Origin of the sequence: Mycobacterium sp. 050128 (genome assembly GCF_036409155.1) — a bacterium.
Classification (GTDB): Bacteria; Actinomycetota; Actinomycetes; order Mycobacteriales; family Mycobacteriaceae; genus Mycobacterium.
Genome location: NZ_JAZGLW010000003.1, coordinates 319,775 through 341,511, shown reverse-complemented (window position 1 = coordinate 341,511; position 21,737 = coordinate 319,775). Strand labels below are relative to the sequence as shown.

At 67.0% G+C, this 21,737-nt stretch carries 21 protein-coding genes and 1 pseudogene; 6 read left to right on the top strand and 16 right to left on the bottom strand.

Going from position 1 to position 21,737, the window contains the following annotated elements; translation table 11 throughout:
* Positions 1-212 precede the first annotated feature (212 nt).
* The 3 genes from SKC41_RS22360 (at position 213) to SKC41_RS22350 (ending at position 2,134) form a co-directional block, all read left to right on the top strand.
* The gene (locus SKC41_RS22360; protein ID WP_330979856.1) at positions 213-1,214 is read left to right on the top strand and encodes an SDR family NAD(P)-dependent oxidoreductase; all 1,002 of its coding nucleotides are present in this window, start codon (positions 213-215) and stop codon (positions 1,212-1,214) included.
* Positions 1,215-1,295: 81 nt separating this feature from the next.
* On the top strand, positions 1,296-1,733 hold the full coding sequence (locus tag SKC41_RS22355; protein WP_330979855.1) for a TIGR03618 family F420-dependent PPOX class oxidoreductase: 438 nt from the start codon (positions 1,296-1,298) through the stop codon (positions 1,731-1,733).
* A 146-nt stretch (positions 1,734-1,879) separates the two neighbouring features.
* A complete protein-coding gene (locus tag SKC41_RS22350; RefSeq protein ID WP_330979854.1) occupies positions 1,880-2,134 on the top strand; it encodes a hypothetical protein in 255 nt (84 codons plus the stop codon).
* Between the two features lie 301 nt (positions 2,135-2,435).
* Here the strand turns inward: SKC41_RS22350 and SKC41_RS22345 are convergent, their stop codons facing one another.
* The 4 genes from SKC41_RS22345 to SKC41_RS22330 all read right to left on the bottom strand — a co-directional run bounded on the left by SKC41_RS22345 (position 2,436) and on the right by SKC41_RS22330 (position 4,681).
* Positions 2,436-2,705 carry a muconolactone Delta-isomerase family protein gene (locus SKC41_RS22345; RefSeq protein ID WP_330979853.1) on the bottom strand — a complete coding sequence of 90 codons (270 nt, stop codon included), beginning with the start codon at positions 2,703-2,705 and terminating at the stop codon, positions 2,436-2,438.
* Positions 2,706-2,808: 103 nt separating this feature from the next.
* Positions 2,809-3,219: a RidA family protein gene (locus SKC41_RS22340; protein ID WP_330979852.1), complete on the bottom strand. Its 411-nt coding sequence runs from the start codon at positions 3,217-3,219 to the stop codon at positions 2,809-2,811.
* 355 nt (positions 3,220-3,574) lie between these two features.
* The gene (locus tag SKC41_RS22335; RefSeq protein WP_330979851.1) at positions 3,575-3,880 is read right to left on the bottom strand and encodes a DUF427 domain-containing protein; all 306 of its coding nucleotides are present in this window, start codon (positions 3,878-3,880) and stop codon (positions 3,575-3,577) included.
* A 192-nt stretch (positions 3,881-4,072) separates the two neighbouring features.
* Positions 4,073-4,681: a TetR/AcrR family transcriptional regulator gene (locus tag SKC41_RS22330; protein WP_330979850.1), complete on the bottom strand. Its 609-nt coding sequence runs from the start codon at positions 4,679-4,681 to the stop codon at positions 4,073-4,075.
* A 268-nt stretch (positions 4,682-4,949) separates the two neighbouring features.
* On the opposite strand from SKC41_RS22330, the gene SKC41_RS22325 reads away from it, so the two are divergent.
* The 3 genes and pseudogenes from SKC41_RS22325 to SKC41_RS22315 form a co-directional block, all read left to right on the top strand.
* On the top strand, positions 4,950-5,402 hold the full coding sequence (locus SKC41_RS22325) for an MmpS family transport accessory protein (protein WP_330979849.1): 453 nt from the start codon (positions 4,950-4,952) through the stop codon (positions 5,400-5,402).
* On the top strand, positions 5,399-8,287 hold the full coding sequence (locus tag SKC41_RS22320; protein WP_330979848.1) for an MMPL/RND family transporter: 2,889 nt from the start codon (positions 5,399-5,401) through the stop codon (positions 8,285-8,287). Before SKC41_RS22325 ends, SKC41_RS22320 begins: the two co-directional genes overlap by 4 nt.
* 312 nt (positions 8,288-8,599) lie before the next feature.
* Positions 8,600-9,286: pseudogene (locus tag SKC41_RS22315) on the top strand (phosphoribosyltransferase); the annotation flags it as partial.
* 2 nt (positions 9,287-9,288) lie between these two features.
* Here the strand turns inward: SKC41_RS22315 and SKC41_RS22310 are convergent.
* The 12 genes from SKC41_RS22310 to murD all read right to left on the bottom strand — a co-directional run bounded on the left by SKC41_RS22310 (position 9,289) and on the right by murD (position 21,736).
* On the bottom strand, positions 9,289-9,591 hold the full coding sequence (locus SKC41_RS22310; protein ID WP_330979847.1) for a DUF308 domain-containing protein: 303 nt from the start codon (positions 9,589-9,591) through the stop codon (positions 9,289-9,291).
* Positions 9,592-9,674: 83 nt separating this feature from the next.
* On the bottom strand, positions 9,675-10,481 hold the full coding sequence (gene wag31, locus SKC41_RS22305) for a DivIVA-like cell division protein Wag31 (protein ID WP_330979846.1): 807 nt from the start codon (positions 10,479-10,481) through the stop codon (positions 9,675-9,677).
* Positions 10,482-10,729: 248 nt separating this feature from the next.
* Complete coding sequence (locus SKC41_RS22300; protein WP_007170773.1) at positions 10,730-11,020, bottom strand: YggT family protein; 291 nt, start codon at positions 11,018-11,020, stop codon at positions 10,730-10,732.
* Positions 11,021-11,175: 155 nt separating this feature from the next.
* A complete protein-coding gene (locus SKC41_RS22295) occupies positions 11,176-11,817 on the bottom strand; it encodes a cell division protein SepF (protein ID WP_090603292.1) in 642 nt (213 codons plus the stop codon).
* Between the two features lie 67 nt (positions 11,818-11,884).
* On the bottom strand, positions 11,885-12,670 hold the full coding sequence (locus SKC41_RS22290) for a YggS family pyridoxal phosphate-dependent enzyme (protein ID WP_330980092.1): 786 nt from the start codon (positions 12,668-12,670) through the stop codon (positions 11,885-11,887).
* 16 nt (positions 12,671-12,686) lie between these two features.
* Entirely contained in the window at positions 12,687-13,394 is a 708-nt protein-coding gene (gene pgeF, locus SKC41_RS22285) for a peptidoglycan editing factor PgeF (protein ID WP_330979845.1), read from the bottom strand.
* A 40-nt stretch (positions 13,395-13,434) separates the two neighbouring features.
* Positions 13,435-14,595, bottom strand: a complete 1,161-nt coding sequence (gene ftsZ, locus SKC41_RS22280; RefSeq protein WP_330980091.1) for a cell division protein FtsZ — start codon at positions 14,593-14,595, stop codon at positions 13,435-13,437.
* A gap of 301 nt (positions 14,596-14,896) precedes the next feature.
* Positions 14,897-15,871: a cell division protein FtsQ/DivIB gene (locus SKC41_RS22275; RefSeq protein WP_330979844.1), complete on the bottom strand. Its 975-nt coding sequence runs from the start codon at positions 15,869-15,871 to the stop codon at positions 14,897-14,899.
* Positions 15,868-17,349, bottom strand: a complete 1,482-nt coding sequence (gene murC, locus SKC41_RS22270) for a UDP-N-acetylmuramate--L-alanine ligase (RefSeq protein WP_330979843.1) — start codon at positions 17,347-17,349, stop codon at positions 15,868-15,870. Before murC ends, SKC41_RS22275 begins: the two co-directional genes overlap by 4 nt.
* Positions 17,346-18,557, bottom strand: coding sequence for an undecaprenyldiphospho-muramoylpentapeptide beta-N-acetylglucosaminyltransferase (gene murG / locus SKC41_RS22265; protein WP_330979842.1), 1,212 nt, complete (start codon positions 18,555-18,557; stop codon positions 17,346-17,348). Before murG ends, murC begins: the two co-directional genes overlap by 4 nt.
* The gene (ftsW, locus tag SKC41_RS22260) at positions 18,554-20,272 is read right to left on the bottom strand and encodes a putative lipid II flippase FtsW (RefSeq protein ID WP_442931751.1); all 1,719 of its coding nucleotides are present in this window, start codon (positions 20,270-20,272) and stop codon (positions 18,554-18,556) included. The genes murG and ftsW overlap by 4 nt, the downstream gene beginning before the upstream one ends.
* Before the next feature lie 6 nt (positions 20,273-20,278).
* On the bottom strand, positions 20,279-21,736 hold the full coding sequence (murD, locus tag SKC41_RS22255) for a UDP-N-acetylmuramoyl-L-alanine--D-glutamate ligase (protein WP_330979841.1): 1,458 nt from the start codon (positions 21,734-21,736) through the stop codon (positions 20,279-20,281).
* Position 21,737 lies beyond the last annotated feature (1 nt).

Genomic DNA, 21,737 nt, shown 5'->3' with positions numbered 1-21,737 from the left:
GGCTAGGTCAGTCATCCCACACAGAAAGGGCATCATGACGGCGACGTTGGCACTCGACGCCGCCTGAGTACTGCCGAGTACATGACATCGATGAAACCCAAGGTCTTTGGGCTGATCATCGAGCCACAGCGCCACGCCCACCGATGGAGTTCTGTCACCGGTGGCGCCGGCGCAAAGTCTCTATCGAGCGTTTATCGGAAGGAAATCACAGCATGGTTGCGACGTCATCCAAGGCGGTTCTGATCACCGGTGCCAACGTTGGGCTCGGCAAGGAGGTGGCGCGCCAACTCGCTCTTGCCGGCGATTTCGACAGGATCTATCTGGCGTGTCGCAACACTGACAGCGGGCGGGCCGCGGCCGCCGACCTGGAGCGCATCACGGGCAGGTCCATCTTCACGGTAGTTCGAATGGACCTGACCGATTCGGACTCGGTGAGGTCCGCGCTGAGCACGTTGGATGGCCCACTTCATGCGGTCGTCATGAACGCTGGCGGCACCGGTGGCCCGACACCGCTGGCGCTCACCGCTGATGGCGTCACGCACGTCTTCGGTTCCAACGTGCTTGGCCACGTCGTAATGCTCGAGAATCTCCTCGCCGACGGGGCGTTGACCAACACCGCGGTCCTGGTGGGTAGCGAAGCCGCGCGCGGTGTTCCCTCGATGGGGATGGCGCGGCCCACGTTCACCGACCACTCGGTGGAGGAGTTCGCCGGCGTCATCGACGGTTCGTTCTTCAAGCAGCGCAAGTTCAATACGTTCCTCGCTTACGGGCAGGTGAAATACCTTGGTGCGTTGTGGATGTCGGCGCTGGCGCGAAAGCATCCCGACCTTCGGCTGCTCACAGTAAGCCCGGGCAACACCGCGGGAACGGAGGCATTGCGCGACATGGGCCCGCTCACCAGGGCCTTGATGAATCATCTTCTGTTGCCCTACGTCCTTCCCGCGTTGGGGCGCGGACACCGGTTGGAGACGGGTGCCCAGCGGCTGGTCGATGGAGTAACCGACGAACAGTTGCGCAGCGGCGTGTTCTACGCCAGCGCACCGGGCAAGGTCGTCGGGCCCCTAGTGGATCAGGCTGAGATCGTCGCCGACTTCAAGGACCCGGCAATACAACAGCATGCCTACGAAGCCATCCATCGCTTCGTGAAGAAGCCACGCTCACACCAACAACCGCCTCCCCGCACCATCGGTGCGGATGGCGTCGAGTCCCGCTGACAGACAGGGCCCGGCACACGCCGCGGCGGCGACCGAACAACAGACGACGAGCATGGTCCACGACAACAAGGAGGACATTCCGTGACGACTCTTCAAGAAGCAGCATCGCTGTCCAGCGACGAGCAGGGCCTGGTGGTGGTGTCGACGTTGCGAGCCAACGGCACCATCCAGTCGTCGCTGGTTAACGCCGGCGTCCTGGCCCATCCCGTCACCGGGGAGACCATCTTGGCCGTGGTCGCGGTAGGCCCCGTCAAGCTGGCGAACCTGCGGGCTCGACCCCAGGTCACGGCCACCTTCCGCAACGGTTGGCAGTGGGCGGCCGTCGAAGGGCGCGCCGAGCTGGCCGGACCCGATGATCCCCAACCCTGGCTTGACGCCGAAGGGCTGCGGCTGTTGCTCCGAGCGATCTTCACCGCAGCCGGCGGCGAACACGACGACTGGGACGAGTACGACCGGGTGATGGCCGAGCAGCGCCGGGCAGCGGTGCTCATCCGCCCCGACCGGGTCTACGGCAACTGATGGCGTTACGCGACAAGGCGTTTCGGGGTTGTCCGTCGGAGGTGTTGCAGTTCTAACGAAGGCCCGGACAGCAACAACTCCAATGCCTACTAGGCCGCCCACTAACAGATGTACGACGAGATGGTCGTCGCGCAGCGCCAATTGACGTGCGGCGCCACCGGATCACCCCCGCGCCCGCGGTCATCGGGTATTGGAGCGACGCGATCCTCGGGCTTCAGCAACCTACGCTCGCGCGCCTCGACTACATCGACGCATTGCGTAGCTGGGCCGAGGCCATCGTGGACATGCAGCAGGGCAACGACTTTCGCGACGGCGAGCCGTGCGAAACGCACCGAACACACCATCGATCACATCGCGTCCTTTACGACGGCAGGGGTTGTCTAGACCACGACGCCTGGTGACCCGAATGTCACGCCCCCGAGAATCGGGGTAAAACGTATCTGCGCCAATGAATCCCGTGAAACTTCGCGCGGCTGCGTACGACCGACGCCCCACCCTCGACGGTGGTACCAGAACCCGCTGTGTTGCCATCGGCGGGCACGGCCGGCGGCACGTCGGCGCGAATCCCGCCGGGGAGGTCGTGCCCGGCGCCACAAGCCGACCGTCGCCAAGAGCTCAGTCCCCAGGGGTCGGGCAGCGGATCGCTTGTCCAACCGCGCTCGGCGGAGGCCACTGTGGCTGGCCGGCAACGCTATACGGCCGTCACGGGGTGAAGGTGGCTAGTGCGGTGACGTGAATCTCGGCATACGATCGGATCGGCAGGCTGGCAAGCGCCTCCTCCAAGGCGTCGGCATCAGCGGCTGACCAGATCCCGATGTTGGTCCGGGTACCAGGCAACCGCCAGAGCTGCCGAATCACGCCCTGTGACAGCAGCTCTCGGCCCCTGGACCGTTCACGTTCGATCAGAGCCGAACGTTCGTCCTCGGGTAGCGCGTAGGCGCGGGCAACGTCCACGCGAACTAGGAAGTCCATCGCTTCTTTATCCTTTCGGTGTTGCCACCGTTCTGGCCAGGGGCCGGCTTCGAGGTGTGGCGGCCAGTCTGCGTCGCACTAGCCTCACCGCCGACGAGCCTTGCTAATCGAGAACCGCGATCGCCTCCACCTCGACGAGGTGCTCGGGGACGAACAACGCGGCGACACCGATCAACGTGCCCGGCGACAGGAACGTGTCGACACCGAGTTTGGCGCAGGCCTGGGTGCGGCCCTTCTCCACCAAAGGCATCTTGTCCACAGTCCAATCCACCACATAGATGGTCAATTTCGCGATGTCGGCAAAGGAGCCGCCTACCTCGGCGAGGGCGGCGCCGACGTTGAGATAACACTGCTCGACCTGCGCGGCGAGGTCACCCACGCCGACCAGCGCCCCGTCGGCATCCCAGGCGACCTGCCCGGCCATGAACACGAGCCTGGAACCGGTCGCGATCGACACCTGGCGGTGAAAGTCGACCTTGGGCAAGCCTTGCGGGTTCGTCAAAGTGATGGTCATCCAGACTCCTTGTCGTCGTGAGGGCTATCGACCCTCGATTGCGAAAACATGCGGCTTGGGTTGGTGGGTCGCCGTCCACTGCCGGGTGAATTAGGCGCCGCGGTGGGTTCACCCCGGGATGCGAGGGTGCGGCGCGAGAGGAACCTGCCCAGGAAGGGGTTCACTCGGTTGTCCAGCGTGTGGTGCAGCGGGGTCGTGTCGGTGCCGGCACTCGCCGCGAGTTTCCTTGTTAGGGAACCGATTTCATTGATTACTGCCTGGACCTCCTGCATCGTTGGCAGTGGATTTGAAGGGCATGGTTATTCCTGATGTGCGCGGCGCAAAAAAGAGTGCGGTTTGTTGCTCCGAAAGGCATTCACTCACCGATCGTCACTTGAACCTGGTCAAAGGCGCCGTAGGTGCTGTAGTCACGGCCGACTCGCTCAAACGAGGATGGGTACGGGTCGGGATAACTCCACGCGGCATCGTGATGGGTCGAACCATCTATCGATACGTCGTGATACTGAGCGTGCCCCTTCCACGGGCACGTGTAGGAAGTCGGGCTGTTGCTGAACAACGCAGCGTCCAGCGACGAGGGCGGGAAATAGTAGTTGCCCTCGATTTCGATCAGGTCCGAGTCCGGTGCATCGGCGATGACGATCCCGTCGATGGATGCCTTCATTTCGTGGTCCTCTCCAGGTGTTCGACTGGCAGTCCTACCCGCGCGGGGTGCACAGATAGATACAAATATGGGCTTGGCTGGAAGGCCCGATGCGTCGGCAGCGAAGCTCTGAGCGCCGACGGGCCAGGCGTAGTGGGTCGATACCACAGTGGTCACGTCGGCCGGCGCAGCGGCTGGGTCTGAGGTGGCTGCTCATGGCAAAGGTGCGGCCTCGGCCTGACGGTCGGCGACGTCGTCAATCCAACGCAGTAGCCGCCGGCTCTGCCGGTGCATCAAGTCGGGATCGCGCAGGGAGTGGGTGAGCACAGCGATGCCCTGGTAGGCGGCGATCAACGTGACCGCCAGATCGCGCGCGTCGGGTCGGCCCATCTCCCGGAATTGCCGCTCGGCCCAGTCGACTACCGAACCCAACAGCTCCTGACTACCGGCGGACGCTTCAGTCCCGCATCGCTTGTTCAGCTCGGAGGCGAGCGTTCCGATCTTGCACCCGTACTGCGAGATGGAATCGCGGGCGGCGTCGAGCTCCTTGACGAGACCCTTCAGACGCGCGCGCGGCGTCCGTCGCCGATCCAGACGAGCGAGCAGCTCGGCGCCTTCCCCGGAATAGCCCTCGACGATCGCGTCGACCAACTCGTCCTTTGTCCTGAAGTAGTAAAAGATGTTCCCGGCGGCCACGTCGGCCTCCGTGGCGACGTCGGCCAACGTCGTCCGCTCGACACCTTGGTGGTAGATCATCCGGCGAGCACTTTCGATCAGCCGCTGACGTTTCAGGGCTCCCTGTGACCGGTGCGTCACGACCATGTTCACCGCCTTTATGAGTTAGTTGACTTACTAAAAAGCGTAGCACTCAACGGCGATCCCGCTTTGCAGTCAGGCTGCGAAGACGCGCTGATCATCCAATCCGGGTTACTCGCAGCACCCGCCGGTGCCTCCAGATGTTAGGTTAGTTACCTCACCTATTTTGGAGGTAAGTCCGGATGCGTACTCGACCCGCCCACGCCTTGGTCTGCCTCGTCGGGCTCTGGGCATCGCCGGGAGATCACCGCGCACACAGTCGAAAGGCGCACGGATGACCCGGTTTTCGATCGGCGGCATCGTGAGGCGACGTTGGACGGTGATCGTGACGGTGCTCGTCGTGACGCTTGCGGGTTTCGGCGTGTATCGGCTGCACGGCATCTTCGGTTCGAACGACGTGGTGTCGTGGCCGCGCGCCGACTCCATCGAGAACAGTAACTACGACCCCAAGCAGGTCCTGTTCGAAGTCGTCGGCAGTCCCGGGGCGGTGGCGACCATCAACTACCTGGACGAACACGCCCAGCCCCAGCGCGTCGACGATACGACGCTGCCCTGGTCACACCTGCTGACGACGACCGACCCCACCCTTTTCGCCGATCTCCGTGCGCAAGGGGATGCAGACTCTCTCACCCTCACCTGCCGCATCACCGTCAACGGCATCGTCAAGGTCGAAAGGTCCACCAACAACGTGAACGGCTACATTGCCTGTCTGGACAAGTCCGCATGAGCGAGCACCGCGTCGAGGACCCGGTCCAGCACTCGAGGATCGCTCGCACCATCCGTCACCTCGCCATCCCCATCGCGATCCTCTGGGTCGTCGTCGCCGCCCTGACGAACGTCCTCATCCCAACACTGGAGGCCGTGGGAGCGGTCCACACGGTGGCGCAGAGCTCGCCGGTCTCGCCGTCGCTGAAGGCGATGAAGCACATCGGTCAGGTCTTCGGCGAGTTCGACTCCGACAGCAACGCGATGATCGTCCTGGAAGGCGACCAACCCCTCGGCGCCGACGCCCACAAGTTCTACGACGTCCTGGTTAAGAAGTTGGCTGCGGACACCGTCCACGTCGAACACATCCAGGACTTCTGGGGGGATCCGATCACCGCGGCGGGCGCGCAAAGCAAGGACGGCAAAGCCGCTCTCGTGCAGTTGTATCTGCGGGGCAACCAGGGTGAATCGCAGTCCAACGAATCGGTCGACTCCATCCGCAACGTCGTGGCCAACACCCCGCCACCGCCGGGCGTCACGGCCTATGTCACCGGTGCGGCGCCACTGACCACCGATCAGTTCGAGGTCGGCAGCGCGGGCACCGTCGAAATCACCGCCGTCACCTTTCTGGTCATCGCGGTGATGCTGCTCATCGTCTACCGCTCGCTGGTCACCATGATCCTGATGCTCGTGACCGTCCTGGTCGAACTGTCCGCCGCCCGTGGGGTCGTCGCCTTCCTCGCGCACTCCGGGATCATCAGCCTGTCGACCTACACGACGAACCTGCTGACCCTGCTGGCGATCGCCGCGGGCACCGACTATGCAATCTTCGTCGTCGGGCGCTATCAGGAAGCCCGCTCCGCCGGTGAAGAGCGAGAAGCGGCGTACTACACCATGTTCCGCGGGACCATCCACGTCATCGTCGGCTCCGGGCTGACCATCGCCGGCGCGGTGGCCTGCCTCCACTTCACCCGATTGCCCTACTTCCAAAGCCTTGGCCTGCCCGCCGCCCTCGGCGTGCTCGTGGCGCTGGCGGCCGCGCTCACCCTGGGCCCCGCCATGCTGGTGATGGCCAGCCACTTCGGGCTGATGGACCCCAAGCGCAAGACACGCACTCGCGGCTGGCGTCGCATCGGCACCGTCATCGTGCGGTGGCCCGGTCCCATCCTCGTCGCGTCGATCGCGCTGGCCCTGATCGGCTTACTCGCGCTGCCCGGATACAAGACCAGCTTCGACGGACGCCCCTATCTGCCGGCATCGGCGCCTGCCGTCGTCGGCTACGCGGCCGCCGAACGCCACTTCTCCGAAGCCCGGCTCAATCCTGAGCTGCTGATGATCGAATCCGACCACGACATGCGCAACCCCGCGGACATGATCCTGCTGGAACGGGCGGCCAAGGCCGTGCTGCACGCCCCTGGCATCGCCTTAGTGCAGTCGATCACCCGACCGCTGGGCACGCCAATCAGCCACAGCTCCATCCCGTTTCAGATCAGCGCGTCCAGCGCGAGCAGCATCATGAACCTCAGCTACCAGCAGGCTAGGGCCCGGGACATCCTCAAACAGGTCGACGAAACCTCCAAGTCGATCGACATCCTGCAACGACAACTGGTGCTGCAGAAAGAAAGCGCCGCTGCCACCGACGACCAGACCCGGGCATTCCACGACACCGTCGACACGATCAATCAGGTCCGCGACCACCTCGCCAATTTCGACGACTTCTTCCGGCCATTGCGCAGCTACTTCTATTGGGAGAAACACTGTTTCAACATCCCCTTGTGTGCGGCACTGCGATCGGTCTTTGAATCCATCGACGGCGTCAGCGAGCTCGCCGACAAGTTCGCGACGATCACCGCGAGCCTGGACAAACTCAACGCCCTGCAACCGCAGCTGGAAGCCCTCATTCCGCCCCAACTCGCCGTTCAGCAAGCCAACCGCGACCTTCTCCAGTCGAACTACGCCACCACCGCCGGCATCGATGCGCAGACGGCGGAGGCGCTGAAGACCGCGACCGCGCTGGGCAAGGCCTTCGACGACGCCAAGAACGACGACTCCTTCTACCTGCCCCCCGAAGCATTCGGCAACCCGGACTTCAAGCGCGGCCTCAAACTGTTCATGTCGCCGGACGGACATGCGCTACGCATGACCATCACCCATGAGGGTAATCCCGCTACGCCGGAAGGGATCTCGCACATCGACCCGCTCAGGAACGCAGCGTTCGATGCCCTCAAGGCCACCCCGTTGTCGGACGCGAAGATCTACATCGCGGGAACCGCAGCGACCTACAAGGACATTCGGGAGGGCGCGACGTACGACCTGATGATCTCCGCGCTGGCCGGGATCAGCCTCATTCTCCTCATCATGATCTTCATCACCAGGAGCCTGATCGCCGCGCTGGTCATCGTCGGCACCGTCGCGCTATCCCTGGGCGCATCGATAGGGCTGTCCATCCTGGTGTGGCAGTACATCTTCGGCGTCCAGCTCTATTGGGTGATCGTGCCACTGGCCGTCATGCTGCTGTTGGCGGTGGGGGCCGACTACAACCTGCTGCTGATCTCCCGCTTCAAGGAGGAGCTGCACGCGGGACTCAAGACCGGCAACATCCGCGCGATGTCCGGTACCGGCGGCGTCGTCACCGCGGCAGGCCTGGTGTTCGCCGCCACCATGTCCTCCTTCATCGTCAGCGACCTCGTGATGCTCGGCCAACTCGGCACCACCATCGGCCTCGGGCTGATGTTCGACACGCTGATCGTGCGGTCGTTCATGACACCGTCAGTCGCCGCCCTCCTCGGTCGCTGGTTCTGGTGGCCACTGAATGTGCGTACTCGACCGGCCAGCCAGATGTTGCAGCCTTACGGCTCCCGCATCTCCGTGCGACGCCTGCTGGACCCCGGACCCCGACGGGCGTGACCCAGCCCGATCGAGGCGCACCACCAGATGCCAGCGCAGGTCATTCGCTAGGGTCAGAAAGCTGGCAGTTCAACGACTCGAATCAAAGACCTCAACCCGTGTCGCAGGTGGCTGGAACCAAAGTGACACAAGATATTTCACCAGTGTGCGCTCACGGCGATCCTCGCTCAGAGGCGGGCGCAACGACACGGCAATGACCGGCCGAACGGCGCCAGCAGACTCCGCCCTGGCATCTAATTCCCTTGAAGCACAACACTATTCGACCAATTCGGTCCGGTTCCTCGGGAGAATTGCGGCTCCGGAGTAGGCTGACTACGACCCATGAACCCACGAAACGGCTACCTGCGCCGCAGGGCGACGCGATCCTTCCGCGACCGCCACGACGCCGGCCGCGCGCTGGCCCAGCAGCTAACGGCCTACCGCGGCAAGGACAACGTGCTGGTGCTCGGCCTGGCGCGCGGCGGCCTTCCGGTCGCCTGGGAGATCGCCTCGGCGCTACCCGCCGAGCTCGACGTGTTCCTGGTTCGCAAGCTGGGGGTGCCGCGCTGGTCGGAGCTCGCGATGGGCGCGCTGGCCAGCGGCGGCGGCGTGGTGATGAACGACAACGTGGTCTCCAGCCTGCACATCACCGACGAGCAGGTGCGCGAGGTCATCGAGAGCGAGACGGCCGAGCTGGCGCGCCGCGAACACGCGTATCGGGGTGGCCGCCCGATCGCCGACCCGCACGGCAAGACCGTGATCCTGGTCGACGACGGCATCGCCACCGGCGCCAGCATGCTGGCCGCCGTCCGGGCTGTTCGGGCCGCCGGGCCAGAGTCCATCGTCGTCGCCGTCCCGGTCGGGCCGCAGTCGGTCTGCCGCGAACTCGCGCAGGTGGCCGACAACGTCGTATGCACCACGATGCCACCGGGATTCGAAGCCGTAGGACAGTTCTACGACGACTTTCGCCAGGTCAGCGATGATGAGGTGCGCCAGCTACTGAGTACGCCGACGCGCTGAGGCTACTTGGCCGGGTCCTCGCCGCGGGTGTCGGCCGCGACCGTCTCGTCGGCCGGCTGCTCAGCGGTTTCGTCCGGAACTTCCTCCGGGTAGTCGACTGCCTCGTCCGCCGCCGGCTGCTCGTCGTGGGCTTCGTCAGTTGTGTCACGGCGCTGCCGTTCCCGCAGCGCGTCGACGATCAGCAGCACGACACCCAGGACGCTGGCGCCGATGCATACCCAGGCGACCAGCTCGTTGCTGGTCACGACTGCGAACACCAGCGCAACAAGCCCGATCAGGGCCAGTACCAGCGCAATGATCAGCATCAGTCATCCTCCAGCCGAGGGGCGGGACTGCCAGGTCCAGTGCAAATAAGTGTGCCGAACAGGCCGTCCGGCACTACTCCCCGCTAGTTACTACCCCGATTGAATTGGTCGAACCCACCGGCATCGGCGCTGGAGTCGACGGGAGCCGCCGATCCGCGCTGGCCGAGTTCCTCAAGCTGGGACTCGAGGTAGGTCTTGAGGCGGGTGCGGTATTCGCGTTCAAAGGTGCGGAGCTGCTCGAGGCGGCCTTCCAGCACGGTGCGCTGCTGGTTGATGGTGCCCATGATCTCGGAGTGCTTGCGTTCGGCGTCAGCCTGCAGGGCGTCGGCCTTCTCCTGGGCCTGACGCAACTGCGTCTCGGAGCGGGTTTGCGCGTCGGCCAGCATCGCGTCGGCGCGCTGACGGGCTTCGGTGACCGTGGTTTCTGCGGTCTGCCGGGCCTCGGTCATGATCTGGTCGGCGTTGGCGCGAGCGTCGGACAACAGCTTGTCCGATTCGGCCTGCGCGGTGCTGGTGAGCCGGTCCGCGGTGTCTTGGGCCAGGCTCAGCACGCGGGCCGCCTTGAGGGCCTGCTCCTCGTTGGTCCCGGTTGCGGCCGCCGGCGCGGGCGCCGCCTTGACCGGCTCGGGCTCGGGCTCGGGCTCGAAGACAGGGGCAACAGGGGCGGGCTGAGCAGCAGGGGCGGCGGCAGCGGCGCCGCCACCGGCGGCCAATTCGCGGTCCAGCTCCTCGACCCGCTGGCGCAGATCGGAGTTCTCTTCGATGAGCCGCGTCAGCTCGTTTTCCACCAGGTCGAGGAACGCGTCGACCTCGTCCTCGTTGTAACCGCGCTTGCCAATAGGCGGCTTACTGAACGCCACATTGTGGACGTCGGCTGGTGTAAGCGGCATTGTTTCGTCCCCTCAAGTTCCCGTCAAACGTTCTCGAAAGTGTAGAACGGAGTGGCAGCGGTTGTGCAACTGCCGCCCATCCTGTCACACCAGACCCGGCGGTCGCCGATTAGCCCAATAAATAAGAACCAATTTCAAACACTAAGAGTCATAAAATCCCAATCCTTAGAATTTGCAAATCGCGCGCATCAAACCGAGGCCGATCCGTGGCCAAACCGTCGCTTACAGCAGCCGACACATAACGCGGCTCACGCCGCAGCGCCGAAAGCGAGCTGCATGCCGATGAACGCGACCAGCAGAAGGACCATGATGGACAGGTCAAAGCGGACCGCCCCGATGGTGAGCTGCGGGATCAGCCGACGCAGCAGTTTCACCGGCGGATCCGTGATCGACATGATGATCTCCAGGATCACCACGGTGATGCCGGTGGGATGCCAATCACGGCTGAACGAGCGGATGAACTCGACGACGACCCGCGCGATAAGCAGCAGCCAAAAGATGAATAGCGCAAACCCAAGGATCTGAAAGAACAGCACCAACGAGAGCCCGACCTTACCGATGAGACGTCAACCGCCGCGCGATAGCGCGGACATCGCAAGAGTACCGACTCACCCTTGAGCGGACATCTCAGATGCGCCGCGTCGGCAGGCGGGTGATAGACACCTGACCCCGCGCTCTGACGGGGCAGATGTGGCTATTGATAAGCGTAGAAGCCGGTTTCGGCGATCCGGCGGCGCTCCTCGGGCGAGACGTCGACGTCGGCGGGCGACAGCAGGAACACCTTGGTCGCCACCTTGTCGAACGAGCCACGCAGGGCGAACGCCAGCCCAGCCGCGAAGTCGACGAGCCGCTTGGCGTCCGCGTTATCCATCGACACCAGGTCCATGATCACCGGCGTGCCGTCGCGGAACCGCTCCCCGATAGTGCGGGCTTCGCTGTAGTCCTTGGGCCGCAGCGTCGTGATCTTCGACAACGGGTGACCGTCCTCGAACATCATCGCCATCCGGCGCGGGTCCATGGCGAGGGCGCCACGGGTGCCGCCACCACGGAGGAAGGACCCCAACCGCGGGCGGCCCATCTCCGGGCGGTCGAATTCACGGCCGCGGAACGGCGGCGGCTCGTCGGCGTAGCCACCGCGGTAGCCGGGAGGCGCGTAGTCGCCGGCCTCGCCACGTGGGTCGTCGTATTCGGGCCGGTCATAGCCGCGGCCGTAATCCTCGTCGAAGCGAGCACGAGGGAATCCGCGCGACGGTGCGCGGTCGTCGTAATACTCGTCTTCGTAGTCGTCCATCGGGGCCATCCCGAAATAGGCCTTGACCTTGTGCAGTGTGCTCATTGCGTGCGACCCCTTCTAGCCCTGGGATTTCTGTTGTCTGTGATGAAGGTGTGACTACAGTGACTACTCACGGTGACGGTAGCCGCCGTGGGCCCAATAGCGCGGTACCGACACGCACACACGTCGAACCGTGTTTTACGGCAATCTCGAAATCGTTGGACATACCGGCGGACAACCCGACCGCTTTCGGGTGCGCGTCCAGCACCCGGCGATGTTCGGATCGCAGCCGCTCAAAGGCCGCGTCGGGGTCGGCGCCCAGCGGCGGAATGCCCATCAGCCCGACCAGTTCCAGGCCTCGCGACTCCTCGACCTGCGCACAGAGCTCATCGAGGGGTCGCGGCGTCGTGATGTCGACGCCGCCGCGCGAGACGTCGCCGTCCAGACTGACCTGAACGTAGACGCGCAACGGGTGCTGCCGGCCACCGTCGGTCAACGTCGCCGTCACCGCGCGTTCCAGCGCCGTTACCAGTTGCGCGCTGTCGACCGAATGGGCGGTGTGCGCCCAGCGGGCCAGCGAACGCGCCTTCTTGCGCTGAATCCGTCCAACCATGTGCCAGTGCAACTCTCGCGAATCCGACCCCCCGGAAGTCGCAGAAGCTGAAGCCAAGCGAGTGAGTTCCGCCACCTTTGCGGCCGCTTCTTGTTCCCGTGATTCGCCCACCGATCGACAACCCAATCGAGACAAAATCGCGACATCGCTTGCCGGAAAGAATTTGGTAATTGGCAGAAGTTCAATTTCGCCGACATTGCGTCCCGCCGCTTCCGCGGCCGCCGCTAGTCGCGAACGCACTGCGGCCAACGCGTGAGTCAATTCAGTTTCGCGGTTGCCCTGACTCGACGCCGAGTCCGCCATTCCAACCGCCATCACGTCACTGCATCCAGACCAGCGACGCCAGCCGCCCGGTCGGGGCGTCCCGGCGATGACTGAACAGGTTGGCGTCGGCAACCGTGCAGCGCGGATCGATGTCGATCGATGTGACGCCCAAATCCTTTAACTGGCAAGCGATTCCGGCCCGAAGGTCGAGACCTGGCCTGCCATTCGCGGTGGTGGCGCGACTGCCCGGCAGGGCCGCCTCGACCTCGTCGGCCATCGCCGCGGGCACTTCGTAGTTACGCCCGGAGACGGCCGGACCGAGCAGCGCCGAGATGTCGTCGGGCTGGGCGCCCAGCTTGCGCATCGCCTCCACCGTGCGCAGCACGACGCCCCGCTGCGCGCCGACGCGCCCGGCGTGGACGGCTGCGACCACCCCCGCGCGCGCATCGGCCAGCAGCACCGGCACACAGTCGGCCGTCACCACGGCCAACGCCAGTCCGGGCGTGCACGTCACCAAGGCGTCGGTGTCGTCGAAGGCGGTATCGCGCGGCTCGTCGACGACCTCGACCCGATCGCCGTGGACCTGGTTCATCCACACCACCCGGTCGGCACCCAAGCCGATGGCACGAGCCAGCCGGGCGCGGTTGGCGGCCACCGCCGCAGGGTCGTCACCGACATGGTCGCCGAGGTTGAAGGTGTCGAAGGGCGGCTTCGAGACGCCGCCCGCGCGGGTGGTCGTCACTCGCCGGATGCGAACGCTCACGTGACCAGTATCCGGAGCGTCGGGTTTCCCCTGCTCGGCGTCAGCGGCGCATGAAGGGAGGCACATCGACGTCGTCGTCATCGCCACCGATACTCAACGTCGCGCCGTTGGTGTGCACCGGGACGCTGACGGCGTCGACCGGCTCGAACAGCGTCGAGGTGAGCTTGCCCGCCTTCGCCGACTCGATCCGGTGGGCACCGCCGGCCTTCTCCCCCTTGTCGGCACTGCCGCCGACCACGGGTTTGCGCCCGGACCCGGCCGCGTCGAAGCCGGCCGCGATGACGGTGACGCGCACCTCGTCGCCCAGCGAGTCGTCGATCACGGTGCCGAAGATGATGTTGGCGTCCTGGTGTGCGGCGTCCTGCACCAGCGAAGCCGCCTCGTTGATCTCGAACAGGCCCAGGTCGCTACCGCCGGCGATCGACATCAGCACGCCCTGGGCGCCCTCCATCGAGGCTTCCAGCAGCGGCGAGTTGATGGCGATCTCGGCGGCCTTGAGTGAGCGGCCTTCGCCGCGGGCCGAGCCGATGCCCATCAGGGCGGTGCCCGCGCCGGACATGATGCCCTTGACGTCGGCGAAGTCGACGTTGATCAGGCCGGGCGTGGTGATCAGGTCGGTGATGCCCTGGACACCGTTGAGCAGCACCTCGTCGGCACTGCGGAATGCGTCCATCAGCGACACCGCGGCGTCGCCCATCTGCAGCAGGCGGTCGTTGGGAATCACGATCAGGGTGTCGCAGCTCTCGCGCAACGACCCGATGCCGTTTTCGGCCTGGTTGCTGCGCCGCTTGCCCTCGAACGAGAACGGCCGGGTGACCACGCCGACGGTCAGCGCGCCCAGCTTGCGGGCGATGCTGGCGACGACGGGTGCCCCGCCGGTGCCGGTTCCGCCGCCTTCGCCGGCGGTCACGAACACCATGTCGGCCCCGCGCAGCAGCTCTTCGATCTCGTCCTTGGCGTCCTCGGCGGCCTTGCGCCCGACCTCGGGATCGGCGCCGGCGCCGAGTCCGCGCGTGGAGTCGCGGCCCACGTCGAGCTTGACGTCGGCATCGCTCATCAACAGTGCCTGCGCATCGGTGTTGATCGCGATGAACTCGACGCCCTTGAGGCCCTGTTCGATCATCCGGTTGACGGCGTTGACGCCGCCGCCACCGATACCCACAACCTTGATGACGGCCAGGTAGTTATGCGGGGGGGTCATCATCTCGTCTTCCTCCCTGGTGGGGATTCGGTTCCTTACCGATTTGGTGGCGGTCCCCCTGGCAAACTCTCAACCTCAACCATAGAGTTAGAGTTATGTCAAGTAGTTCCGCGCAACCAGAACGGTATGGGCACGACCCGCGCTAACCCTGCAGGCGCGCCGACGTGCCGCGCGGTTTTTTCTGCGCCGCGAGCCGCCCGGCGAACGTCACGCCGGCGTGGCATCCGGGCGGGAGTGCGGCGCCAGCGTGACTCTCGGAAGCAGCGTGACTCTCGCGGGTGGGCGGCGGTGCCGCGGATCGCTACTTGACGGTGGGCAGATCGGGGCTGGACACGTCGTAGGTCTTGCCCGGCTGCGTGAGCAGGGCGGCGAGCTTTTCGGCCTTCTCATCCGTGCGGTCGGTCGTCCCCCAGATCACCACTCGCCCATCGCCGAGGGTCAGGGTGATCGACGCCAGCGACGGCGCCGCGATCCGGCCCACCTGGCCGGCGACCTCGGGGCGCAGTGCCAGCAGCACCTGTAGCGCGGCCTTGGTGGTCGGGTCGGTCGGCCCGGGGTTGGCGACGTCGATATACGGCAACGCCGGGGGCGGCGGGCCGGTCGCGAAGTCGACACCGTCGCGGTCGAACAGATGCGGCCCGTCGGGAAAGTCCTTCACCACCACCGGAACTCGCTCGACGATCGTGATCCGCAGCGCCGACGGGTACTGGCGCTGCACCCGGGCGCTGGCCACCCGGCGGATCGCGGCCACCCGGTCGGCGACCTGGTTGGTGTTGATCTGCAACAGCGGCGTGCCGACCCGCACCTGCGCCGCGTCCAGGACCTCTTCGCGGGTTACCGCGCCGGTGCCGGTGACCACGATGTTGCGCGCCGACATCACCGGCGTGAAGTAGAGGATCAGCGCCAATCCAACCCCGACGATGACCAACATCATGGTGGCGAGCAGCATCTTGAGGCCCCGGACGACGCCGCGCGCAGGTTTTTGGGGGCCATTGGGCCCGTTGCCGGTGCGGCCACTGGCCCGGCGCTTGGCTTCGCGGCGCGCTTCCTCGATCGCGGTGGCCCGTTCCTGCGCGGCGCGGCGCTCGGCTCGTTCGCGCCGGGCCCGGCGGCGCGGACCCTCGAATTCGGCGGGCTCGTCCTCGGATTGGGCGGTTTCCGGTTGGGCTTCTTCGACGGGGATCGGTTCGGTGACCGCGTTCTCGTCGGGCGGCGGGGTGAGGTCAGGAGAGTCGGCGGCCAGGTCGGTGGGTGTGGTGTCGTTGGGCTCGGTCATCGCAAAACCCCGGGCTGGCCGGGCGCGCTGCGATTGGCCCGCGCCCGCAGCGCGTTCACGATTTCGGCGCCCAGCAGCGTCACGTCGCCGGCGCCCATCGTCACGATCACGTCCCCGGGACCGGCGGCGGCGGCGACCTGCTCGGCGACCGCGGAGAAATCCGGCAGGTAGCGCGCCGGCACGCTGACGTGCTCGGCGACGCTGGCCCCACTGACACCGGCCAACGGCTTCTCGCGCGCGCCGTACACGTCGAGCACGAACACCTCGTCGGCGGCGTCCAGGGCGTGGCCGAACTCGGCGGCGAAAGTCTTTGTCCGCGAATATAAGTGGGGCTGAAACACCACCAGCGAGCGACCCTCGCCGCCCTGCTCGACGACCGTGCGGACCGCCGCCAGCGTGGCAGCGATCTCGGTCGGATGGTGGGCGTAGTCGTCGAACACCCGCACCGAGCCGACCGTTCCGACCAGTTCGAAGCGGCGACGCACCCCCTCGAAGCCGGCCAGCCCGTCGAGCACTCCGTCGGTCGGGGCGCCGACCTCGGTCGCGGCCAGCAACGCACCCAGCGCATTGAGCGCCATGTGCCGTCCCGGCACCGACAGGCGCATCGCGCGCACGGGTCCATCACCCAGCCGGATATGCGCGACGGCTCCGGTGCCCTGCTGCTCCCAAGACAGCAGCGTGGCGGCCTGGGGGTACCGCCCGCTTGCCGGGGCCTGCTGGTCGGGCGCAGATCCGTAGCGCAGCACCCGGATTCCCAGTTCACTGCTGCGCTGCGCCAGCGCGGCGGCGCCCGGGTCGTCGGTGCAGACCACCAGCGCTCCGCCCGGGGCCAGCCGCTCGACGAACGCGTCGAAGACCGCGACATAGGCGTCTTCGCTGCCGTAGTAGTCCAGGTGATCGGTCTCGATATTGGTGACCACCGCGACGTTCGGCGCGTATTCGAGCAGCGAGCCGTCGCTTTCGTCGGCCTCGGCGACGAAGCAGTCGCCGCTGCCGTGGTGGGCGTTGGTGCCGGCCTCGCCGAGATCCCCGCCCACCGCGAACGACGGGTCGCGACCGCAGTGCTGCAACGCCACGATCAGCATCGACGTCGTTGTGGTCTTGCCGTGGGTGCCGGTGACCATCAGCGTGGTCCGCCCGTCCATCAGCTTGGCCAGCACGGTCGGCCGCAACACCACCGGAATGCCGCGGCGCCGGGCCTCGACCAGCTCGGGGTTGGTCTTCGGGATGGCGGCGTGAGTGGTGATGACCGCGGTCGGGCCGCCGGGCAGCAGGTCCAGCGACGACGGGTCGTGCCCGATGCGGATCTGGGCGCCCCGGGCCCGCAGCGCGTGCACACCGCGGGATTCCTTGGCGTCGGAGCCGGATACCTGCCCGCCGCGGTCCAGCAGGATGCGGGCGATGCCCGACATGCCGGCTCCCCCGATGCCCACCATGTGCACCCTCTGTAGCTCGGGCGGCAACTGGTCGGCCGTCACGGCGTTTTCCCGGCCCTCCGGCCGGACCTCGGCCCCCTGTCACGTGCCTGTCGCGCGATGTCCAGGGCCGCCGCGGCGACCCGGCGCGCCGCGTCCGGATGCCCTACCCGGGCGGCGGCCGCGGTCATCGCCGCCAGCCGCGGCGGGTCGGTGAGCAGCCCGATCACCTCCCGGGCCACCAGGTCCGGCGTCAGGACGGCATCGGAGACGACCATGCCACCGCCGGCGTTGACCACCGGCAGCGCGTTGAGCCGCTGCTCGCCGTTGCCGATCGGGAGCGGAACGTAGATGGCCGGCAGGCCGACGGCCGACACCTCGGCGACCGTCATCGCCCCGGAGCGGCAGATGGCCAGGTCCGCGGCCGCATAGGCCAGGTCCATCCGGTCGAGATACGGCACCGCCCGGTATGGGGGATCGCCGTCTTCTGGTTCGCGCAGCTCGAGGGTGTTCTTCGGCCCGTGCGCGTGCAGCACGGACACACCCGCGGCGGCCAGCTCGGCGGCGGCCCCCGAGACCGCGCGGTTGAGCGAGACCGCGCCCTGCGAACCGCCGAACACCAGCAGCACCCGCGCGTCGCCGGCGAACCCGAAGTGCCGGCGCGCCTGGGCCCGCAGCGACGCGCGATCCAGCGAGGCGATCGTCGCGCGGACCGGCACCCCGACCACCTCGGCACGGCGCAGCCCGGAATGCGGCACCGCGGACAGCACCCGGTCCGCGGTGCGGGCACCGACGCGATTCGCCAGCCCGGCGCGCGCGTTGGCCTCGTGAATCACCACCGGGATGCGCCGCCGAACACCGGGGACGCCGCGTGCCGCGAGGTAGGCGGGCAACGCCACGTAACCACCGAATCCCACCACCACGTCGGCGTCGACGGCGTCGAGCACCAAGCGGGTCTCGCGCACGGCGCGCCACACCCGCGGTGGCAGCCGGGCCAGGTCACCGCTCGGTTTACGGGGCAGCGGCACCGGGGTGATCAGCTCGAGGTGGTAGCCGCGTTCGGGCACCAGCCGGGTCTCGAGCCCACGCGCGGTACCCAGCGCGGTGATGCGGACCTGCGGATCCAACGCGCTCAGGGCATCGGCGACGGCCATCGCGGGCTCCACATGGCCGGCAGTGCCACCGCCGGCCAGCACGACCGACAACGCGGCACCGGCGGGCGAGGGACTAACCCCCTGCCCGCCGGTCGGCACGTTGAACGTGTGATTCACCCGTAACGCTGACCTTCCAGTGCGCGAGCGCGCCGTGTTTGGCGCTGACCGGCTCCCTGTCTGGGATAGCGCTGATCAGATCCATGATGCCTTGACCGGGTTTCCGCGCGGGCAGCTGTCCGCGGAAAAACCGGTCGCAGGGGCGGCTCGGGCTCGCGGCGTGCCTTACGCGTGGGTGGCTCGGCTTTCCGGGTCGGGGCCTTACGCCCCCGCGCCGGGGCGGCCGGTCGCGGCGCCCGGGGCTGCGACTTCTTGCGGTCGCGGAACGACTCGATGCGAGTCGGCGAATACGGCTCGGGCAGCGGCAGCCGCAGCAGCCGGTTCATCTTGTCGTCGCGCCCGGCGCGCAGCGCGGCCACCGCCTCGGGCTCATGCCGCGCCGCGTTACACATGATGCCGATCATGAAAAGCGTTGCGGCCGTGGATGTTCCGCCTGCCGATATCAGAGGCAGCTGCAGACCGGTAACCGGCAGCACGCCGATCACGTAGCCGATGTTGATGAAGGCCTGCCCGAGGATCCACATCGTGGTGGTGGCGGTCAGCAGCCGCAGGAACGGGTCGGCCGACCGGCGCGCGATCCGCATCCCGGTGTAGGCGAACAACCCGAACAGCGCCAGCAGCCCGAAGGCGCCGATGAAGCCCAGCTCCTCGCCGATGATCGCGAAGATGAAGTCGTTGTGCGCATTGGGCAGGTAGTTCCATTTCGCGGTGCCCTGGCCGAGGCCGTCGCCGAAGATGCCGCCGTGGGCCAGCGCGAACTTCGCCTGCCGCGCCTGGTAGCCGGTGTCCTGCGGGTCGTTCTCCGGGTTGATCCAGGAGCGCACCCGGTCCGACCGGTAACCGGCGGACATGGCCAGCACCGCCCCGGCCATGAAGACCGCGATTAGCGACGTTCCGAAGACTCGCAGCGGCAACCCGGCGTACCACAGCAGGGCGAGCAGGATGATGCCCATCGACACCGTCTGCCCGAGGTCGGGCTGGGCGACGATCAGCCCGAGCGCGATGACCGCCGCCGGCACCAGCGGGATCAACATCTCGCGCAGCGTGGCCCGCTCCATGCGCCGCGACGCCAGCAGGTGCGCACCCCAGATGGCGAACGCGATCTTGGCCAGCTCGGAGGGCTGCATCGAGAAGCCCGCGACCACGAACCACTTCCGCGAGCCGTTGGCGAGGTTTCCGATGCCGGGAACGAGCACCAGCACCAGCAGGATGATGGTGACGACGTAGCCCGGGAAGGCCACCCTACGCAGGAACCGCACCGGCATCCGCATCGAGACATAGGCCCCGAAGACCCCGATGACCGTCCACAACACCTGCTTGCCGAAGATCACCCATGGCGAGCCGTCGTCGCCGTAGGACCGCACACCCGAGGCCGACAACACCATGGTCAGGCCCAGCGTGGTCAGCAGTCCGGCGATCGCGACGATCAGGTGAAAAGACGTCATCGGGCGGTGCAGCCAGGCGCCGAACCGGGCGCGCGGACTGTCCTGCGGATCCTTGACCTGGACTTTTGCCGCCGTCGGGGCCTGGTCCGGGGCCTGGTCCGCCTCGGCGGCGCCCGACGCCTCGGGGGCGCCCATCGCATCCGTCGGCGCCTCGGCATCCGTCACGGTGTCGGCCCCGGTGCTTTTCGGGACGGCGTCCGCCGCCTCGACCGGCGGGGCCTCGATTTTCTTCTTGCCCCGGCGTAGGCGCCGGGTCAGCGCGTTACCCACACCCGCCTACCGCAGCGCCGCGCGTACGGCGGCCGCGAATGCGTCACCCCGGTCGGCGTAGCTGCTGAACTGGTCAAACGACGCCCCCGCCGGTGCCAGCAGCACCGTGTCGCCCGACCTGGCCAAATTACGAGCCGCCGCCACAGCAGCGGTCATTACGCGAGCGCCGAGACTATCCCCCACACTGTCAACTTTTGTCACATTAGTATCAGCAGTCGCATACATACCAGCATCCTCGCCTGTCACAACCTGGACCACGGGTACATCGGGCGCGTGTCGCGATAACGCCTCGGCAACCTCTTGCCGGTCTCGGCCGATGAGTACCGCGCCGACCAGACGAGATGCCATTCTGGCGACCTCCGCGTGCAGCGTTGCACCCTTGAGCAAACCACCGGCCACCCACACCACCCGCGGGTAGGCCATCACCGACGCCTCGGCGGCGTGCGGGTTGGTCGCCTTCGAATCGTCGACGTACCGGATTCCGTCGGCCACCGCGACGACTTCGGACCGGTGCCGACCCAGCTGAAACGTCGAGATGGCGTCCGCGATCGCGGCGGCGGGCACGTCGACGCTACGGGCCAGGGCCGCTGCGGCCAGGGTGTCGAGCACGCCCACCGGGCCCGGCACCGGGATGGACGCGGCCGACAGCAGGGTCAGATCATCGGCAAACGCGCGATCGACCAGCTGCCCGTCGCGCACCCCGAGCTCCCCCGCGGCCGGCTCGCCGAGCCGGAAACCCACCCGCACCGGTGCCGCGGCGGTGCTCAGCAGAGCAGCGGCCCGGCTGTCGTCCAGCCCGACCACCGCGACCCCGCCATCCAGCACCCGGGCCTTGGCCGCGGTGTACTCGGCCATCGACGCGTGCCAGTCCAGGTGGTCCTCGGCGATGTTGAGCACGACGCCCGCCGCGGGCCGCAGCGACGGTGCCCAAAACAGCTGGAAGCTTGACAGTTCGACGGCCAGCAGGTCGGCCGGCTGGTCCAGGACGTCGAGTACCGGGTCGCCGATATTGCCGCACAGCAGGCTGCGCCGCCCGCCGGCGATCAACATGGCGTGCAGCATCGACGTCGTCGTGGTCTTGCCGTTGGTGCCGGTCACCACCAGCCAGCGCCGCGGTGTGCCGTAGCACCCCGCGGCATCCAGCCGCCAGGCCAGTTCCACGTCGCCCCAGATCGGCACGCCCGCCGCCGCGGCGGCGGCCAGCACCGGCGCCGACGGCTGGAATCCCGGGCTGGTGACCACCAGCGCGTAGTCCGCGATCTGCGGAACCGCGGTGGTGGGATCGACTGTGCGGACACCGTTTTCGGCGTACGGGGCCAGCATGGCCGGATCGTCGTCGCACAGCGTGGCCACGGCGCCGAACCGGGTCAGCGCACCTAGGATCGCCCGGCCGGTCACCCGGGCACCGGCGATCAGGACGGGCGCACCCACCGACAGCGGAGACAAGGGTTCCGGCCCGGACATG

Excerpts from the sequence above, each read along its gene's own strand:
- SKC41_RS22295 (WP_090603292.1), bottom strand. The coding sequence starts at position 11,817 with ATGAGCACACTGCACAAGGTCAAGGCCTATTTCGGGATGGCCCCGATG.
- SKC41_RS22345 (WP_330979853.1), bottom strand. The coding sequence starts at position 2,705 with ATGGACTTCCTAGTTCGCGTGGACGTTGCCCGCGCCTACGCGCTACCC.
- SKC41_RS22330 (WP_330979850.1), bottom strand. The coding sequence starts at position 4,681 with ATGGTCGTGACGCACCGGTCACAGGGAGCCCTGAAACGTCAGCGGCTG.
- ftsZ (WP_330980091.1), bottom strand. The coding sequence starts at position 14,595 with ATGACCCCCCCGCATAACTACCTGGCCGTCATCAAGGTTGTGGGTATC.
- SKC41_RS22290 (WP_330980092.1), bottom strand. The coding sequence starts at position 12,670 with ATGGCGGACTCGGCGTCGAGTCAGGGCAACCGCGAAACTGAATTGACT.
- murD (WP_330979841.1), bottom strand. The coding sequence starts at position 21,736 with ATGTCCGGGCCGGAACCCTTGTCTCCGCTGTCGGTGGGTGCGCCCGTC.
- SKC41_RS22325 (WP_330979849.1), top strand. The coding sequence starts at position 4,950 with ATGACCCGGTTTTCGATCGGCGGCATCGTGAGGCGACGTTGGACGGTG.
- wag31 (WP_330979846.1), bottom strand. The coding sequence starts at position 10,481 with ATGCCGCTTACACCAGCCGACGTCCACAATGTGGCGTTCAGTAAGCCG.
- SKC41_RS22320 (WP_330979848.1), top strand. The coding sequence starts at position 5,399 with ATGAGCGAGCACCGCGTCGAGGACCCGGTCCAGCACTCGAGGATCGCT.
- SKC41_RS22360 (WP_330979856.1), top strand. The coding sequence starts at position 213 with ATGGTTGCGACGTCATCCAAGGCGGTTCTGATCACCGGTGCCAACGTT.
- SKC41_RS22340 (WP_330979852.1), bottom strand. The coding sequence starts at position 3,219 with ATGACCATCACTTTGACGAACCCGCAAGGCTTGCCCAAGGTCGACTTT.
- SKC41_RS22335 (WP_330979851.1), bottom strand. The coding sequence starts at position 3,880 with ATGAAGGCATCCATCGACGGGATCGTCATCGCCGATGCACCGGACTCG.
- SKC41_RS22310 (WP_330979847.1), bottom strand. The coding sequence starts at position 9,591 with ATGCTGATCATTGCGCTGGTACTGGCCCTGATCGGGCTTGTTGCGCTG.
- SKC41_RS22275 (WP_330979844.1), bottom strand. The coding sequence starts at position 15,871 with ATGACCGAGCCCAACGACACCACACCCACCGACCTGGCCGCCGACTCT.